The sequence below is a fragment of the Microcella alkalica genome (genome assembly GCF_014137945.1).
GTDB lineage: Bacteria > Actinomycetota > Actinomycetes > Actinomycetales > Microbacteriaceae > Microcella > Microcella alkalica.
Genome location: NZ_JACGWX010000001.1, coordinates 362,807 through 379,580, shown reverse-complemented (window position 1 = coordinate 379,580; position 16,774 = coordinate 362,807). Strand labels below are relative to the sequence as shown.

The 16,774-nt window shown below is 70.3% G+C and carries 11 protein-coding genes; 3 read left to right on the top strand and 8 right to left on the bottom strand.

The features are described from left to right. Positions 1–40: 40 nt before the first annotated feature. The 5 genes from FHX53_RS01815 to FHX53_RS01795 all read right to left on the bottom strand — a co-directional run bounded on the left by FHX53_RS01815 (position 41) and on the right by FHX53_RS01795 (position 10,396). Positions 41–5,947, bottom strand: coding sequence for an Ig-like domain-containing protein (locus FHX53_RS01815; protein ID WP_182489642.1), 5,907 nt, complete (start codon positions 5,945–5,947; stop codon positions 41–43). 7 nt (positions 5,948–5,954) lie between these two features. After that, the gene (locus FHX53_RS01810; protein ID WP_182489640.1) at positions 5,955–7,364 is read right to left on the bottom strand and encodes a protein kinase domain-containing protein; all 1,410 of its coding nucleotides are present in this window, start codon (positions 7,362–7,364) and stop codon (positions 5,955–5,957) included. 100 nt (positions 7,365–7,464) lie between these two features. Further along, complete coding sequence (locus FHX53_RS01805) at positions 7,465–8,256, bottom strand: protein phosphatase 2C domain-containing protein (protein ID WP_182489638.1); 792 nt, start codon at positions 8,254–8,256, stop codon at positions 7,465–7,467. Beyond that, entirely contained in the window at positions 8,253–8,903 is a 651-nt protein-coding gene (locus FHX53_RS01800; RefSeq protein ID WP_182489636.1) for an FHA domain-containing protein, read from the bottom strand. Before FHX53_RS01800 ends, FHX53_RS01805 begins: the two co-directional genes overlap by 4 nt. Positions 8,904–8,959: 56 nt before the next feature. Further along, positions 8,960–10,396, bottom strand: coding sequence for a gamma-aminobutyraldehyde dehydrogenase (locus tag FHX53_RS01795; RefSeq protein WP_182489633.1), 1,437 nt, complete (start codon positions 10,394–10,396; stop codon positions 8,960–8,962). Between the two features lie 122 nt (positions 10,397–10,518). Between FHX53_RS01795 and FHX53_RS01790 the strand changes: the two genes are divergently transcribed. The 3 genes from FHX53_RS01790 (at position 10,519) to FHX53_RS01780 (ending at position 13,873) form a co-directional block, all read left to right on the top strand. Beyond that, positions 10,519–10,986 (top strand): Lrp/AsnC family transcriptional regulator, encoded by a 468-nt coding sequence (locus FHX53_RS01790; RefSeq protein WP_182489631.1) that lies wholly within the window; start codon positions 10,519–10,521, stop codon positions 10,984–10,986. A gap of 143 nt (positions 10,987–11,129) precedes the next feature. Then, the gene (locus FHX53_RS01785; protein ID WP_246335429.1) at positions 11,130–12,479 is read left to right on the top strand and encodes an aspartate aminotransferase family protein; all 1,350 of its coding nucleotides are present in this window, start codon (positions 11,130–11,132) and stop codon (positions 12,477–12,479) included. Continuing rightward, positions 12,464–13,873, top strand: a complete 1,410-nt coding sequence (locus FHX53_RS01780; RefSeq protein WP_343050734.1) for an NAD(P)/FAD-dependent oxidoreductase — start codon at positions 12,464–12,466, stop codon at positions 13,871–13,873. The genes FHX53_RS01785 and FHX53_RS01780 overlap by 16 nt, the downstream gene beginning before the upstream one ends. 31 nt (positions 13,874–13,904) lie before the next feature. Here FHX53_RS01780 and FHX53_RS01775 read toward each other — a convergent pair whose 3' ends face one another. From FHX53_RS01775 to FHX53_RS01765, 3 genes are read right to left on the bottom strand one after another with little or no spacing between them, the layout of a single operon-like run. After that, positions 13,905–14,873, bottom strand: coding sequence for a family 43 glycosylhydrolase (locus FHX53_RS01775; RefSeq protein ID WP_182489628.1), 969 nt, complete (start codon positions 14,871–14,873; stop codon positions 13,905–13,907). Beyond that, positions 14,870–15,784, bottom strand: a complete 915-nt coding sequence (locus FHX53_RS01770) for a carbohydrate ABC transporter permease (RefSeq protein ID WP_182489626.1) — start codon at positions 15,782–15,784, stop codon at positions 14,870–14,872. Before FHX53_RS01770 ends, FHX53_RS01775 begins: the two co-directional genes overlap by 4 nt. Next, positions 15,781–16,680 (bottom strand): carbohydrate ABC transporter permease, encoded by a 900-nt coding sequence (locus FHX53_RS01765; protein WP_343050733.1) that lies wholly within the window; start codon positions 16,678–16,680, stop codon positions 15,781–15,783. Before FHX53_RS01765 ends, FHX53_RS01770 begins: the two co-directional genes overlap by 4 nt. Positions 16,681–16,774: the final 94 nt, after the last annotated feature.

Below are 16,774 nucleotides of genomic sequence, written 5' to 3'. Positions count from 1 at the left end.
GCCTCTCGTCGACGGATGCCCGTTCGGCTCCCACCCTGCCTCACGGCTCGTAGGTTCTCGTGTAGGCGACCCCGGCGTCGGTCACCCTGATGCTCAGCTGCGGCCTCCCGGCGGGCGGCATCCGGAGCGTGCACGTGCCGGCGACCTGGTCCTCCGCGACGACCTCGCCGCCGAGGCATCGTGTCTCGACCGCGTCGTAGGCGGTGCCCGTCACCGGAGTCCAGTTGATCGTGACCTCCCGCTCCGCAGGGGCCGGGGCGCTCTCGGTGAAGGCCGGCTTGGCATCGATCCTGATCGCCGTGTCGATCGGGAACAGCCCCGACCACCCGCCGCACAGCAGCGTCTCGTTCTGCTCGCACGCCTGCACCTGCACCTGCAGGCCGCGGCCGTAGTGAGCGCCGTCGGGCGTCGTGAGCACCGTCGGCATCGACACCACGGAGGAGTCCGCGACGGCCGTGCCGTCGACGACGAGACGGTAGCGGACGAGCTTGGCGGCGCCTGTCGATGTCGCGGCGGATTGCAGCACGACATCCCAGCGGCCGTCCCCGTTCGCCTGCGGCGCGCTCGCGACGATGCTCGTGACGGTTCCCGGCGTCGCGCGCGGGGTCGCGCGCACCTCGGCGCTCGCAGCGCAGCCCTGGCCGTTGTATGCGTAGACCACGACGCGGTACTGCACGTCAGCGGACAGCCCGTCGATCGTGAGCGCAGTCGTCTCCCCGCTCACCGTTCGCGTGCCGGACGGGGGCGAGTGCGAACGATCGCCGACGTCGACACCGGTGACCGTGCAGTCCGGCGCCGACCCCGAGTCGCTGATCCACACGTAGTGGTTCTGGACGGAGCGGCCGTTGGGGCTGAAGACGCCAGCCCATGACACGCTCACGCTGTGGTCGGCAGCGCCCGTCCCCGTCGTCGATCCGCTCGCGCTGGGAGCGCCGACGAGCAGAGGCGGCCCCGCCGGCGTCCCCGAACCGGTCGAGCTGTTCCAGACGGTCAGGGGGTCGAAGGAATCGTTGCGCGCGCTGACAGAGACCGCGTAGGAGGTGCCGTTCTCGAGCGAGGCGTCGAGGACGTTGAGCCAGTACACGGTTCCCGCCGCATCGCCCGCCCCGACGGGCAGCTGGCGCACGACGGTGCCCACGACGACGCGGTAGGAGCGGATCGGCGAGGCGTCAGCACCCTGCGCCGGCTTGCTCCAGCCGACCCGGAGCCCGCGATCGAGCGGCTCGATCCCGACGATCGGGGGTGCGGGGGGAACGAGATCCGACCAGACCGCTTCCGGCAGCGACGCCGGATCGGAGGCGCCCTGCGCGTTGATCGCGACGACAGCGATGCGCACGCGGTTGTCCGGTCCGTTGCCCGGCGTCGGGACGGAGCACGGTGAGAAGGCGCAATCGACGGTCGTGAACACCGAGCCATTGTCGGCGCGCGTCACGATCGCCTCGAAGCCCTCGATCGGCGAATTGTTCGCGCTGCCGGGCGCCCATGCGATGTCGAGCGAGCGGTCGCCGTACGACTGCACGCGCACATCGGTGACCGGGTCAGGGACGTCCTGGACCGAGATCCGGACGCTCGCGAAGACGTAGCGGTCGGGGTCGTCCGTCGCGTCGGCGACCTGGTACTGGATCGAGGCGTCTGCGGGTGCGGCGTCCACCGTCACCGTGACGCCCAGGCTCTGCCCTCCGTTCGTCGGGGCGACGGAGACCCCCGCGGGAAGATCAGCGCCATCGATCCCGCGGATCGCGACGACACGCAACGGCTCATCGGGGAAGGGATTGCCGGCGAGGTCGTTCGCGAGCACATCGACGATGGTGGTCTTGCCGCGGGGCACGATTGCGACGTCATCCGCCGGCCGGGCGAGCGGTCGGGTCGATGGGACGACGAGTACCTGGATGCGTCCGCCCGTCCCCTCGACCGCGTCGTCGCGCACGGACAGCGAGACCGAGCTCGTGGTGCCCTTGATCGCGTCGTCGTCGACGCGAATGATGAGACGCTGTCCCTCGACGCGCGCGGCCAGGCCGTCGCCGGGGCCGCCGGTGATCGCGTACGCGAGCTCGTCGAGGTCGTCCGGGTACGGGTATGAGGTGATCCGAACGAGATCCAACTCGCGCTGCTGTCCGGGCTCGAGCTCGAGCGAGGCGCCCAGGAGGGCGGGCGGCTGGTTCTCGCGCGGCGTCACGGTGATGGGAAGGACGATCGTGGAGACGCGACCCTCGGGATCGTCCGCGCTCGTGCCGTCCGTCACCTCGAACGAGACCGACGCCGGCCCGAAGTACAGGTCGGCCGAGGTGAACCGCAGCGTGTCGTCGTCGACGACCAGTTCGTCCCCGTTCGCGTTGGTGGCCTGGACGGTGGCGCTGTCGGTGATGCGGACCCCGTGGTCGCCGACCGCGAGGACGTAGTCGTTGATGTCGATCGTGACCGTCTCCTCGCTCTCGACCTCGATCCGCGGAGCGCGTCGGTCCAGCTGGGGGAATGCGTCGTCGGTTCCGGGGACCCAGATGAAGGCGTAGGCGCGCACCGAGGGGTCGACGGGGTGGCGCACGACGAAGGGGATGATCTGGCGCTGCTCGGCCACATCGACGCGCACCCTGCCGTCGGCGAGTATGCGCGCCCCTCCCTCGTACCCGTCGACGAGCTCGAGCCCGAGCTCGTCGACCTCGCCCTCGGCGAAGAACACCCGGGCGAGCACGTCGACGTCGACGGAGTCGACGCCCAGGATGTCGGAGAGCTCGAGAACCGTGTCGCGGGCGACCGGCGGCGTGAGCGGAGCGTCCTCCAGTACGACGACCGAGACGAACGCCTGGGATGCCCCGCCCAGCCCGTTCTCGATCGCGTAGACGAATCCGTAGCGGCCCTCCATTTCGGGCGGCGTGATCCGGACGTACTGGCCGTCGACGACCTCGGCCTCGGCTTCCGCGTCGGTCGACTCCACGGCCACGACCTGCAGCGGTGAGCCGTCCGGGTCTGTGTCGTTCTCCAGCACCGGAACGAGCACGCTCACACCGGTGCGCACGGTGACCTGGTCGTCGTTGGCGACGGGGTTCCGGGCGCCCTCGAGACGCTGGCTGATTCCGACGCGGATGACTCCCGTCGCTCGCGCGCCGATCGCGTCGACCACGGTGTAGAGGAAGGTGTCGGTGCCGGAGCTGTAGACGCCGGCCTCGTACTCGAGGTAGTCCTGCCCCGTCTCGACGACCGTGCCCTTCTCCGGCGCGGTCTCCTGGCCGATGAGCTGCACGCTGTCGCCGTCGGGATCCATCCCCTCGACTGGGATCCGGATGCGGACGGTCTCTCCCGCGATGACTCGGGCCGTGAGCGTCCTCGGCACCGGCGGGGTGTTGGTGGACTCGTCGACCTCGCGGACGCTGATGCGCACGGTCGCCTGGGCGCGCTCGAGCCCCAGCGGCCCGAGGACCTCGTAGACCGCGGTGAACTCGCCGGGTGCGTCGGGCGCGAGGTAGCGAAGGGCGTCCCCGGAGACGAACAGCAGCCCCGACTCCCCCTCGAGCCCGAGCGGCAGCTCCTGGCCGAGCGTGATGGGCTCGTCGTCCGGGTGCTCGTCGTTGTCGAGGACGGGGATCGTCACGGCGTCGCCGACCCGCACGATGATCGAATCGTCGCGCGCGATGGGCGGCTGGATCCGATCGAGCGGTGGGATCTCGATGACGGTGATGGTGCCGGTCGCCTGCGCTGCGCCGTTGCTGATGACGTACGCGATCTCGGTCGGGCCCGCGAGCGGACGCGTCAGAGTCACGCGGACGTCGCGCTGCTCGAGGATCTCGGCTCGGATGCCGCTCTCGCTCGGCACATCGGTGACGCCCGTGACGACGAGGACTCCGCCTCCCGGGTCGATGTCGGTCGTCGCCACCGCGATGGTCGCGCTGCTGAGCGTGCGCACGAACGCCGTCTTGGGGATGGCGATCGGCGCCGTACCGGCTGCGGGCGGCGATGCGACCTCGACCCGGATGAGGCCGGTCGCGGTCTGCTCGCCATCGGTGACGACGTACTCGAGGTAGTGCGTGCGGACCTCGTCGCTCACGAAGCGGACGATGCCGCGATCCAGGCTCGAGGTGATCGTCGCTCCCGGCTTCGCGGGGACGGCGCTGAGCCGGATCGGTCCGGTGCCTCCTCTCACGTGCACGAGCGGTTCGATCCTCACCTCCTGACCCGCGTAGGCGAGAACGACGAAGGGGTCGGCGATGATCGGGGTCTGGCCACTCGGCTGGACCGTCACCGACAGGGTTCCAGCCCCGGTCGCGGTGCCGTCGGAGACCGTCAGAGCCACCGGCCGCAGCCCACCGACCCCGCCGAGCTCCTGCACGGTGACTCGGCCGTCCGGTCGGAAGCTCGCGCGATCCGGCGACGCTATGGTCGCGTCGGCGAGGTAGAGCGGATCGCCGTCCGGGTCGACCCAGTCGCCCAGGACGCCTGCGGTGACGCTGCCGCCCTCCGACACGAGGGTCTTCGATGGCCGAGCCTGCACGGGAGCGCCGTTCTCGAAGGGTTCGCGGATATCCACCCGCACCATCGCCGTCGCGGTGCCGCCGCGTCCGTCGGTTATGGAGTACGCGAACTCGAGCTCACCACGCGCCTCCGGCTCCAGGGCGAGCTGGATGAACTGCCCCTCCCCGACGATGTCGAGGCGGCCCACCTCGGGGTCGATCGCCTCGACCTGACTCACGAGCAGCGCGTCGCCGTTCGGGTCGGAGTCGTTGAGCAGAACCGGCAGCGAAGTCGACCGGCCCGGGCGGGCGCCGAGTTCGTCGTCGACGGCGATGGGCGGCTGCTGCGCGAGCTCGAGCTCGGGCGGCGTGTCCAGACGGTCGAGCTCGGCCTCCTGCTCGTCCTCCTCCTCGCGGAGGAGCTCGTCCCAGTTGTCGATGAGCGCACCGTCGGACTGCACGGCCCATGCGGCACCGGAGAGACGGTCATTGAGCAGGACCCGATCGTCACGCACGGCCAGCACGAGGTCAGCGCCGGGTGCGACGCCCGACAGCGCGAGCAAGTCGGACGACCCGGCGCAGTCCTTCCACGCCGACCCGTCGCTCCACGCCGCGATGACGCAGCCGTCGACGATGACCGGCCGGGCCGGGACACCGTCGCGCCCCTCGACGAGGGCTCGCGGCTCGCCTCCGTCGAGCGGGACCGCGAGCAGGCCTCCGCGGTGCGCGACGAGCGCGGTGGGCGATGCCGCGTCGGCTGCTCCGAGGACAGGCGTCGAGCCGTTCGGAAGCAGCTCGCTCAGGTCGATGACGCCGCTCGGCGTGTGCACCTGTCTGCCTGAGGTCTCCAGGACGACCCAGCGGTCGGAGGCGATGGAGATCTGGACGGCGTCATCCGACTCGATCGGGATCGCCCATCGCGCCTCGACGACGTCCGGTCGTTCGGGATCGATCTTCAGAACCTCTCCGCCCGCGGGCGACACAGCGACGACTCCGAACTGCGCGTCGAGCGCGATCGCCGATCCCTCTCCGAACACCAGGGGCGCGGATGACGCCGCGTCGAAGTCGCCGAGCAGCAGGCGCGGCACGATCCAGGTCTCCCCCGAACCTGCACTGTGGACGACGGCGGTCTCGTCATCGACGTCGAGAGACGGCTCGTCAGGGGGCAGCGGGACGCTCTCGACCACTTCCGAGCGAGCGGCGTCGATGATCTCGGCGGTTGCGTTGACGCTGTCCACGACGACGATGTCGTTCGCCGACTGGATGATGCGTAGGTCAGAGCCCTCTGCCTCGATCACGGTGTCGAGCGCCGAGATCTGCAGGTTGGCGCGACCGATCGAGCGCTGATCGCCATTGGCGACCCAGACGGAGCCGTCGTTGAGGTCGAGACGCTGGACCTCGAACCCCGGCGACACGATCGCGATCGTCGCGATCACTGCGGCCACGAGGGCCGAGCTGGTGCCGGTGATGACGCTCGACCGTCGAGCGCGGAGGAATCGGCGCATCAGAACCTCACTCCCCCGCCTTCGCGCATTTCTCGCCGCTCGCATCGCCGACGCGCCCTTCTCGCACGACGCTCACCGTGACGCAGACCCTGTCGCCGGGCGCCGCAGCGACGACGAACTCGGCGGCACGCTGCACCGTCGGTGATCCACCGGTGACCTGCACGCGGAAAGTGTCGCCCTCGACCAGCTCGGGGTCGTCCCACGTGAACACGATCGTCCCGCCGTCCTGGGCGGCCTGGACTCCCGTCACGCGCGGGATCGCATCGTCGCCGCGCAGGGCGAGCATCGTCGCCACCGCTCCGAGCCCGATCACGACGAGCGACGCGAGCACGAGGACGGCGGCCGTCGCGCGCGACCCCGCGGCGCGCTTGTTCGAGCGCCCGCCGCGGCCCTGAGTGGAACTTTCTGCGGACTCCGCCGCGCCGGTGACGGCGACCGCGGTCGCACGACGGCGGCGACGCGAGGGCCGTCCGTCGGAGGTCGAGTGGGCGACGGCCTTGACGATCGTCCGGTCGCCCGGGTCGGACACGGTCGCGAGTGCCCATTCCTCGACCGACACGTCGGCCTGGGTCGGGACGAGCCCCATCTCGAGCTCGACCCGCTGCAGTTCGCGCACGAGCTCCATCGCGCTCTGCTGCCGACGAGCCGTGTCGCGCGACATCGCGCGTCGGAGGACCGCTTCAAGAGCCTCGGGGACGTCGTCACGCCCGATCGCGGGAACTCGCGCCTTCACGATCCTGCCAATGAGCTCGTCGGAGGTGTTCGGGGCGTCGACCACCTCGAAGGGCGAGCGCCCCGCGAGAAGTGAGTAGGTGGTCGCCGCGAGCGACCAGACCTCGCTCTGCACCGTTCCCGGCGTGTGGTCGAGGAGGACCTCGGGCGCGGACCACGGGATGGACATCCCGACGGTGTCGTGGCTCGCGGCCGCGCTCAGCGTCGCAGCGATTCCGAAATCGGAGAGCACGGGGTGGCCGTACGCGGTCGTGAGAATGTTCGATGGCTTGATGTCGCGGTGCAGCACGCCGGCGCGGTGGGCCGTCTCGATCGCGCTGCCGATCTGCACCGCGATTCGGAGCACCTCCGCCACCGGGAGACGCTCCTTTCGGTAGCGGTCCGCCAGTCGTGCGGAGCACAGCTCCATCACGAGGTAGGGCCTGCCGTCCGCCGAGATGCTCGCTTGGTACACGGTGAGGATGCCGGGGTGTGCCGAGAGCTGGGCCATGAGGTTCGCCTCGACCTGGAACATCTGCCGCACGTTCTCGGTGACGACGTCGGCGAGCATGACCTTCACGGCGACCTGGCGCCTTGGCATGTTCTGCTCGTAGAGGAAGACGTCGGCGAAGCCGCCCGAGCCCAGCAGGCGGATATGCGTGAATCCGGGAAGGATCGGCGGCTCTGACGGTCGGCGGCGTGCCACGGAATCCCCCCTCCCCGCTCGAGTCACCCTCAGTGTACGAGGAGGCCGCCTCTCCGGGTCTCCGCGGCACCGGGGCGTGGCGACTTCAGAACGTCCGGGATCAGTCGATCGAATCGGGGGCGCGCACGACGTCGACGACGATGATCGTGATGTTGTCGCGGCCGCCCTCGGCGAGCGCGGCGTCGACGAGGGCGTTCGCCGTCTCGCGTGCGCTGAGCCGAGCGGCGAGGTGCAGGCGCAGCCGTTCGGGCGGCACCTCCTTCGTCAGCCCGTCCGAGCAGAGGAGCAGACGCATCCCCGGCTCGAGCGGGATCCTCGCGAAGTCGATCTCCGGCTCGGTCGAGAAACCGACCGCGCGCGTGATCACGTTGGCCTCGGGGTGGTTGTCTGCCTCTGCCGCCGCCAGCTGACCGGAGTCCACGAGCTCCTGGACCATCGAGTGATCTGTCGTGACCTGCCGCAGCTCGTTGCCGATGAAACTGTAGACGCGCGAATCACCGACGTTGAAGACGGTGAGGACGGGCCGACCGCCGTGCATCGTGAGGGCCACTCCGGTCACGGTCGTGCCGATGCCGCGATCCTCCTCGTCGATCTCGTGGATGTCCCACGTCGCCAGCCGGAGGGCCTCGGCGATCGCGTCGCTCGTGACGAAATCGCCGTCGACAGCAGCCTGCAACCGTCGGACGACCGAGTCGGAGGCCCGATCGCCGTTAGCGTGACCACCCATGCCGTCGGCCACGGCGAACAGCGGGACGTCGGCGAGGTAGCTGTCCTCGTTCGCCGCGCGCCGGTAGCCGGTGTGCGTCACGCCGTGCCACGACAGCTCGATGACCTCGCCGCGGTGCGGCAAGCCGACGACATGGCGGACGGTGCTGCGGCCGAGCGCGGTCACGTGGTTCTCCGGGATGACTGAGGACGGTCGACCGCCATGACGACGATGTCGATCTCGTCGCCGAGGGCGATGATCGAGTCGGGGAGCACGACGCACGACTCACCCGGTCGGAGCCGCAGCTGCGGACCCGTGGGCAAGTGTACGACGGTCCCGTTGCTGGAGCCTAGATCGGTCACGACGACCGATTCGCCGAGCTGCTCGATCCTCGCATGCCGGCCCGAGACCCCCTGACGCTCCGGCGGGACCACGATGCGGCGCGGAGCGGGCACCTCGGGGACGCGACTCGCCCCGGGGCGCCGACCGATCACGACGGGGAGGTCGAGAAGCACGGGATGCTCCAGCCCCGGCACGCGGAGGGCGAAGTCGGCCTGCTCGCCGAGCGGATGCGACTCCCCGGTGCCGTCGCCGTCCGGCCCGGCACCCGGTCGCTTCGGCAGGAGCGAGTCGAGCAGCAGGACCGGCCGGTCCGCGGCCCGGCTGCGCGACGGCAGAAACGGTTCGACGAGTCGGATGACCGTGTCGTCGCCCGGAGGCTCGTCCCCGTGCGGCTGCGGGGCGGCGGATACCTGAGCGGCATCCTGAAGCGGTTCGCCGGAAGCCCGGCGCCGGATCACGGTGTCGGCGGCATCCCCCTCGATCTCCCCCATGGCCACCACGCTACCGCTCTCGAGAGGGAGCGGCCGGTGCGCCTCCCGACCGCGCGTCACTCGCCGAGGTAGGTCATGACGTGCTTGATGCGCGTGTAGTCCTCGAAGCCGTAGTGCGACAGATCCTTGCCGTAGTCGGAGTGCTTGAACCCGCCGTGGGGCATGTCGGAGACGAACGGGATGTGCGTGTTGATCCACACGCAGCCGAAGTCGAGGTCACGGCTCAGGCGCATCGCGCGCGCGTGGTCGTTCGTCCACACCGAGGCCGCGAGCGCGTACCGCACTCCGTTGGCGAGAGCGAGCGCCTCGGCCTCGTCCCGGAACGTCTGCACGGTGAGCACCGGGCCGAAGATCTCCTCCTGCACCGCTTCGTCGTCCTGCCGCACGCCCGTGACGATCGTCGCCTCGTAGAAGTAGCCCCGGTCGCCCTGGCGGCGCCCTCCCGCGACGATGTCGGCGTGCGCTGGCAGCCGCTCGACGATGCCGCTGACGCGCTCGAGCTGCGCGGCGCTGTTGAGGGCTCCGTAGAGGATGCCCTCCTCGCGCGGCCCGCCGGTGCGGCCGTGGCTGCGGGCTCGGGCGGCGAGGGCCTCGACGACCGCGTCGTGCACGGACTCGTGGACGATGACGCGCGTCGCGGCGGTGCAGTCCTGCCCGCCGTTGACGTAGCCGGCGAGCACGAGCCCCTCGGCGACCCGCTCGGGGTCGGCATCGGCGAACACGATCGCGGGAGCCTTGCCCCCGAGCTCGAGGTGCACGCGCTTGAGATCGCTCGCCGCCGACTTCGCGACCTCCATCCCGGCGCGCACCGAGCCGGTGATCGCGACCATCTGGGGGGTGGGATGCTGCAGCAGGGCCGTGCCCGTGCTCCGGTCGCCCAGCACGACGTTGAGCACGCCAGCGGGCAGATGCTCGGCTGCGAGCTCGGCGAGCCTGAGCGTCGAGAGCGGAGTCGTGTCGCTCGGCTTGAGCACGACCGTGTTTCCGGCCGCGATGGCGGGCGCGATCTTCCACACCGCCATGTTGAGCGGGTAGTTCCACGGCGTCACCTGGCCGATGACGCCGATGGGTTCCCGGCGCACGGAGGAGGTGTGACCGGCGAGGTACTCGCCCGCCGAGCGGCCGTCGAGGTCGCGGGCGGCCCCGGCGAAGAAGCGCAGCTGGTCGACCGACTGGTCGATCTCGTCGGCGACGAGCGTCGCGCGGGGCTTTCCGGTGTCCTGCGACTCGAGATCGGCGAACTCCTCCGCGTGCTCGGCGACGGCGTCGGCGAGCCGGAACAGCGCAAGCTGCCGCTCGGCCGGCGTCGTGCGCCCCCAGTGCGCGAACGCGCGCTCGGCGGCGCGGTACGCCTCGTCGATCTCCTCCGGCGCGCTGATCGGGGCGCGCGCGTACACCTCCTCCGTCGCGGGGTCGATGAGGTCGATGCCGGTGTCGGCGCGGCTTGCGACGGCGCGGCCGTCGACGATGTTGCTCAGAGTGGGAACGCTCATGCGGGAACTGTAGCGCTCGACTCGCGCGGATTCCAGGCGAATTCGACGGATTCCGTCGCGCGAATCCGGCTCCTGGTGCGGATTCACTTGAGTTCGCCGGCAACCACTGACAGAATCGGCTCATGGCAGCCCGCTCAAAGCCCGTTCAGCTCGACGACGTCTCGAAGGCGATCATCGAGCAGCTTCAGGACGACGGTCGGCGCTCCTACGCCGAGATCGGCAAGGCGGTCGGCCTGAGCGAGGCGGCCGTCCGCCAGCGGGTCCAAAGGCTCACCGAGTCCGGCGTCATGCAGGTCGTCGCCGTCACCGATCCCATGCAGCTGGGCTTCTACCGTCAGGCGATGATCGGCATCCGCGTGGCCGGCGACACGACCTCGGTCGCGGAGGCGCTCGCGCGCATCCCGGCCGTCGACTACGTCGTGCTGACTGCGGGGAGCTTCGACATCATGGCCGAGGTCGTCTGCGAGAACGACGACGACCTCATCGATCTGCTCAACAAGCAGATCCGCGGCATCGACGGCGTTCAGACGACCGAGACGTTCGTCTATCTGCGACTGCTCAAGCAGTTCTACAACTGGGGAACACGATGACACTCTTCACTCGAAGCAAGAAGAAGAAGGCCGAGACGGCCCACGACACTCACAGCGCGCACGGAGCGACGCCCGGCGGCGAGCTGCCGGGCGTCGAGCTGCCCGGCTCGATCGGCGGCGCGCGCGAGGCCGAGCTGCAGACGATGGCGCGCGACCACCTCTGGATGCACTTCGCCCGCCAGTCGGGCATGGAGTCCGGCGCCGGCGTGCCGATCATCGTCCGCGGCGAGGGCCACCACGTCTACGACTCGCACGGCAGGAAGTACATCGACGGCCTTTCGGGCCTCTTCGTCGTGCAGGTCGGCCACGGCCGCGAGCGCCTGGCCGAGGCGGCCCGCAAGCAAGCCGAGGAGCTCGCGTTCTTCCCGCTGTGGTCGTACGCGCACCCGACGGCGATCGAGCTCGCCGACCGCCTCGCCGACTACGCGCCGGGCGACCTCAATCGCGTGTTCTTCACCACCGGCGGCGGCGAGGCCGTCGAGTCGGCCTGGAAGCTCGCGAAGCAGTACTTCAAGCTCACCGGCAAGCCCATGAAGCACAAGGTCATCTCGCGGGCGATCGCCTACCACGGCACGCCGCAGGGCGCGCTCGCGATCACGGGCATCCCCGGCATGAAGGAGATGTTCGAGCCCCTCACCCCCGGTGGCTTCCGCGTGCCGAACACGAACTACTACCGCGCGGAGGAGATGGGCTTCCACGGCTCTCTCGAGGAGTTCGGCCAGTGGGCCGCCAACCGCATCGAGGAGGCCATCCTCTTCGAGGGCCCCGACACCGTCGCCGCTGTGTTCCTCGAGCCCGTGCAGAACTCCGGCGGCTGCTTCCCGCCGCCCCCCGGCTACTTCACCCGCGTGCGCGAGATCTGCGACAAGTACGACGTGCTGCTCGTGAGCGACGAGGTCATCTGCGCCTACGGCCGCATCGGCGAGATGTTCGCCTGCACCGCGCTCGGCTACGTCCCCGACATCATCACGAGCGCGAAGGGCCTCACGAGCGGCTACTCGCCCCTCGGCGCGATGATCGTCAGCGATCGCCTCTACGAGCCCTTCACGCACGGGCAGACGGCGTTCTACCACGGCTACACCTTCGCCGGGCATCCGGTCTCAGCCGCCGTCGCCCTCGAGAACCTCAACATCATGGAGGAGGAGGGAATCCTCGAGCACGTGCGCGAGAACTCGCCGAAGTTCCGCGCGGCGCTCGAGCGCCTCAAGGACCTCCCGATCGTCGGGGACGTGCGCGGCGAGGGCTACTTCTTCGGCATCGAGCTCGTGAAGAACAAGGAGACGAAGGAGACCTTCTCCGACGACGAGGCCGAGCGCCTGCTGCGCGGCTTCCTCTCCAAGGCCCTGTTCGACGCCGGGCTCTACTGCCGCGCCGACGACCGCGGCGACCCCGTCATCCAGCTCGCTCCCCCGCTCACGATCGGCCCCGCCGAGTTCGACGAGATCGAGGGCATCCTGCGGAAGGTGCTCACCGAGGCGTGGACGCGGCTCTAGACGGCGCCTCCCTCGTGCACTCGGCGGCGCACTCGGCTCATCACTACGCGGGCCTGAGCCACTGGCACGCGACGGCCGGCGACGACCTGTCGCCGCGCCCGGCGCTGCCCGGCGACCTCGACAGCGACGTCGCGATCATCGGCGCAGGCCTCACGGGCCTCTGGACGGCGTACGAGCTGCAGAGGCGCGACCCCACGCTGCGGATCGCGCTGCTCGAGAAGCGCATCGCGGGCTTCGGCGCCTCCGGCCGCAACGGCGGCTGGGTCTCGGCGCTCTTCCCGCGGTCGGCCGCGTCGCTCGCCCAGGCCCACGGTCGCACCGCAGCGATCGCGATGCGCCGCGCGATGATCGACACGGTCGACGAGGTCGGTCGCGTCATCGCGGCCGAGGGCATCGACGCGCACTACGTCAAAGGCGGCACCGTCGTCTTCGCGCGCTCCGACACCCAGTGGGCGGATGCCCGGGCCGAGGTCGAGCAGGCGCGCGCCTTCGGCGCCGACGCCCTCGAGCTCTGGGGCCCCGAGCGCGTGCGCGCCTCAAACTCGCGCGGCGCCGTCTACGACCCCGCGTGCGCGCGCGTGCACCCTGCACGGCTCACGCGCTCGCTCGCCCGCATCGTCGAGCGGCGCGGCGCCACGATCTTCGAGGGCACCGAGGTCACCTCGTGGGCGCCGGGTGCCGTCGAGACGACTCGGGGGCGCGTGCGCGCTCGGCACGTGATCGCGGCGCTGGAGGGATACGGGGCGACGGTCGCGCAGTCGCGCCGCCGCATCCTGCCGCTCTACTCGCTCATGATCGCGACCGAGCCCCTTCCGGCCACGGCGTGGGACGAGATCGGGATCGCGCACGGGCAGACCTTCTCCGACGGCCGTCACCTCGTCATTTACGGACAGCGCACCGCGGATGACCGCATCGCCTTCGGCGGCCGCGGAGCGCGGTACCACTTCGGCAGCGCCATTCGGCCGGAGTACGACCGGGTGAGCGGCGTCTTCGACCACCTTCGGCGCACTCTGCACGAGCTGTTCCCCCAGTTGCCGCCGCTCGAGATCAGCAGCACGTGGGGCGGCCCGCTCGGGGTTCCCCGCGACTGGCACGCGAGCGTCATCTACGACCGGCGCACGGGGCTCGGCTCGGCAGGCGGCTACGTCGGCGACGGGCTGTCGACGACGAACATCGCGGGCCGGACGCTCGCCGACCTCGTCACGGGCGCAGACACCGAGCTGACTCGCCTGCCGTGGGTCGGGCACCGCTCGCCGTCGTGGGAGCCGGAGCCGCTGCGGTTCCTCGGCGCGAACGCCGGCCTCCTCGCCATGACGGGCGCAGATCTGGAAGAGCGGCTCACGCGTCGCCCCTCGCTCATCGCGCGTGCGATGGCGTCGCTCATCGGGCACTGAGTCGCTCCTGCCCGGCACGCGCGCATGCCGATCAGGGCAGGGTCAGCACCAGCTCCGTGTCACTCCTCCACTCCGCCGGAACGACGTGCATCTCGCGGGCGCTGTACGAGCGATTCCAGCTGTGGATGACGAGGTGAGGCGATCCGTCCGGTGCGTTGACGAGGTCCTGCCCTCCCGGTCCGCGGAACGGCGAGCCATCGGTCTCGAGGAGCGGCTCAGGGTTCTTCGTCCACGGACCCACGAGGGCGGGGGCCGTTGCCAGGCCGACGGCATACTCGTCGCCTCCGTAGCCGTTCGCCGAGTACAGCAGCACGAGCGAGTCGCCTCGCTCGACGAGCGTGGGCGCCTCGACGAGGTCGCCCTCCCAGTCCTCCGTCTGCTTGATGAGCGGAATCCTCTCGCCGGTGATGGTCGAGCCGTCCGGCGAGAGCGGCGACGCGTACAGCCACGTGTCCTGTCCGCAGCAGTTTCCGTCGTTCTTCCACAGCAGGTAAGGAGCGCCATCGACCTCGGCGACGCCCGCATCGATCGCGCCGCCCTCATCGACCGGGCAGACGAGCATGCCGGTGTCCGGGCTCGCGAACGGCCCCAGCGGGTCGGTCGCGACCGCGCGGCCGATGCACTGCCGGCCGCTCTCGGCGTCGGTCGCGGTGAAGTACATCGTGTACTCCCCCGGCGCGAACGACGTGACCTCGGGCGCCCAGGTCTTGCCGGGGATCACCCACGTCGGCAGCTCCGGCAGGGCGTCCTCGCTCTGGAGCTCCCACTGCTCGAGGTCGTCCGAGATCGCGACCTGGACGTTGCGCAGGTTCGCGTTCGTCGCGTAGGCGAAGTACCGGTCTCCGTCGCGCAGGACGTCGGGGTCGGGGAAGTCGCGGGCGATCGCGGGCTCGACCGCCTCGGCCGCGGGCGGCGTGCTCTGCTCGCCCGGCGAATCCACCGCGCATCCGCTCAGAATGAGCGCTCCGGCGATCGCGGTCGCGAGGCGTCTCCGGCTCACCCCTTCACTCCCGAGCGGGCGACGCCCTCGATGATGAATCGTTGGAGGAACACGAACAGGATGAGAACGGGGATGCTCGCGAGCGTGGCACCCGCCATCAGCAGGTCGTATCGGACCGCGTTGGAGGACTGCAGCGTGGCAAGCCCGGCGGGCAGCGTCTGGAGGTCGGGGCTGAAGAGCACATACACCGGCCAGAGGAAGTCGTTCCAGTTGGTGAGGAAGGCGAGCATCGCGAGCGTGGCGAGAGCAGGTCTCGCGAGCGGCAGGATGATCCGAGTGAAGACCTGCCAGCGGTTGGCGCCGTCGATCGCGGCGGCATCCTCGAGCTCGATGGGCAGCGAGACGAAGAACTGGCGCATGAAGAAGACGCCGAAGGCGCCCGCTGCCGTCGGGATGACGATCGCCCAGAGCGTGTTCAGCCAGCCCAGCTCGCTCACGATGAGGAAGCTCGGGATGATGAGGATCGTCGGCGGCACCAGGAGGGTCACGACGATCATCGTGAGCACCGCCCCGCGGCCTCGGAAGCTCATGCGGGCGAGCGGGTACGCGGCGAGCGAGGACACCACGACCACCAGCAGCGCGTGCGCGGCGGCGGCGAGCATGCTGTTTCCGAACCAGCGGAGCACCGGGGTCCCGCCGCCCGTGGCGAGGATCTCCTCGTACGCCTGGAGCGTGAAGGGGTCGGGGATGAGGCTCGGCGGCACCGCGGTCGCGTCGCCCTGGGTCTTGAACGACGTGACAAGCATGAACACGAGCGGGCTGATGTAGGCGAGGGCGAGAGCGACGAGGACGATGCCCCGGAGGATCCCGCCGATGCGGGAGCCCGCCGACCGCCGGGCTCGTCGCCGCGCGGGAGCGGCGGGCCGTTGCCCATTGGTGGGCGACTGCTCGGTCGTGCGCACGGCGGTCATCGGCCGGCTCCCTTCTTCTCGCGGAGGAGAGCGAAGACGACGGCGCTCGCCAGGAGCAGCACGGCGGTCAGCACGTAGCTCATCGCCGACGCCTCCCCCATGCGGAAACCGCGAAGCCCCGTCTCGGTGATCTGGTAGATGGCCGTGCGCGTCTCGCGCCCGGGCCCGCCCTGCGTCATGAGGTATGACTGCCCGAACATGTTCGCCGAGGCGATGAGAGTGATGACGACGATGAAGGCGAAGATCGGCCGCAGACCGGGGAGCGTGACGTTGAGGAACTGCTGCCATGGGCTCGCGCCGTCGACGCGCGCCGCCTCGTACAGCTCCCCGGGGATGTCCTGCAGGGCGGCCAGATAGATGACGGCGTTGAATCCGAGGGTCCACCACACGGTGACGCCGACGAGGGCCACCCACGCCGCCGGGACGGACGTCGTCCAGGCGACATCGCCCGGCAGGCCGAGTGCGCCGAGCGTCTGGTTCACCACGCCGATGTTGTTGTCGAGCAGGTACCTCCACAGCACGGCGACGACGGCGACGCCGAGGACGTACGGGGCGAAGTAGATCGCGCGCATGAGGTTCCTGCCGGGGAACGACCGCCGCATGAGGAGCGCGACGAGGAGCGGGAGGACCAGCAGGAGCGGAACACTCGCGACGGTGAAGATGCCGGTCGCCTGCATCGCACCCCAGAAGACCTGCGACGACGAGCTGGTGGGATCGAAGAGCTGCCGGTAATTCTCCAGGCCGACGAACGGCTTGTTCGGCAGCGTGTAGTCCCACCGGTGGAGGCTCATCCAGCCGCCGAGGACCACGGGGACCAGCACGAAGACGCCGAAGAGGACGAGATAGGGCGCCATGAACGCCCAGGGCGTCCACGGCGCCTGCTGACGGCCGGCCACTGACCGAGCGGCCCTGCTCCTCTCGGATCGGGCTGGAGCGATTCGCGCACCTGCGGCGCGGGGGCTCGCGGACTCTTTTGGGGCGACGACGGCC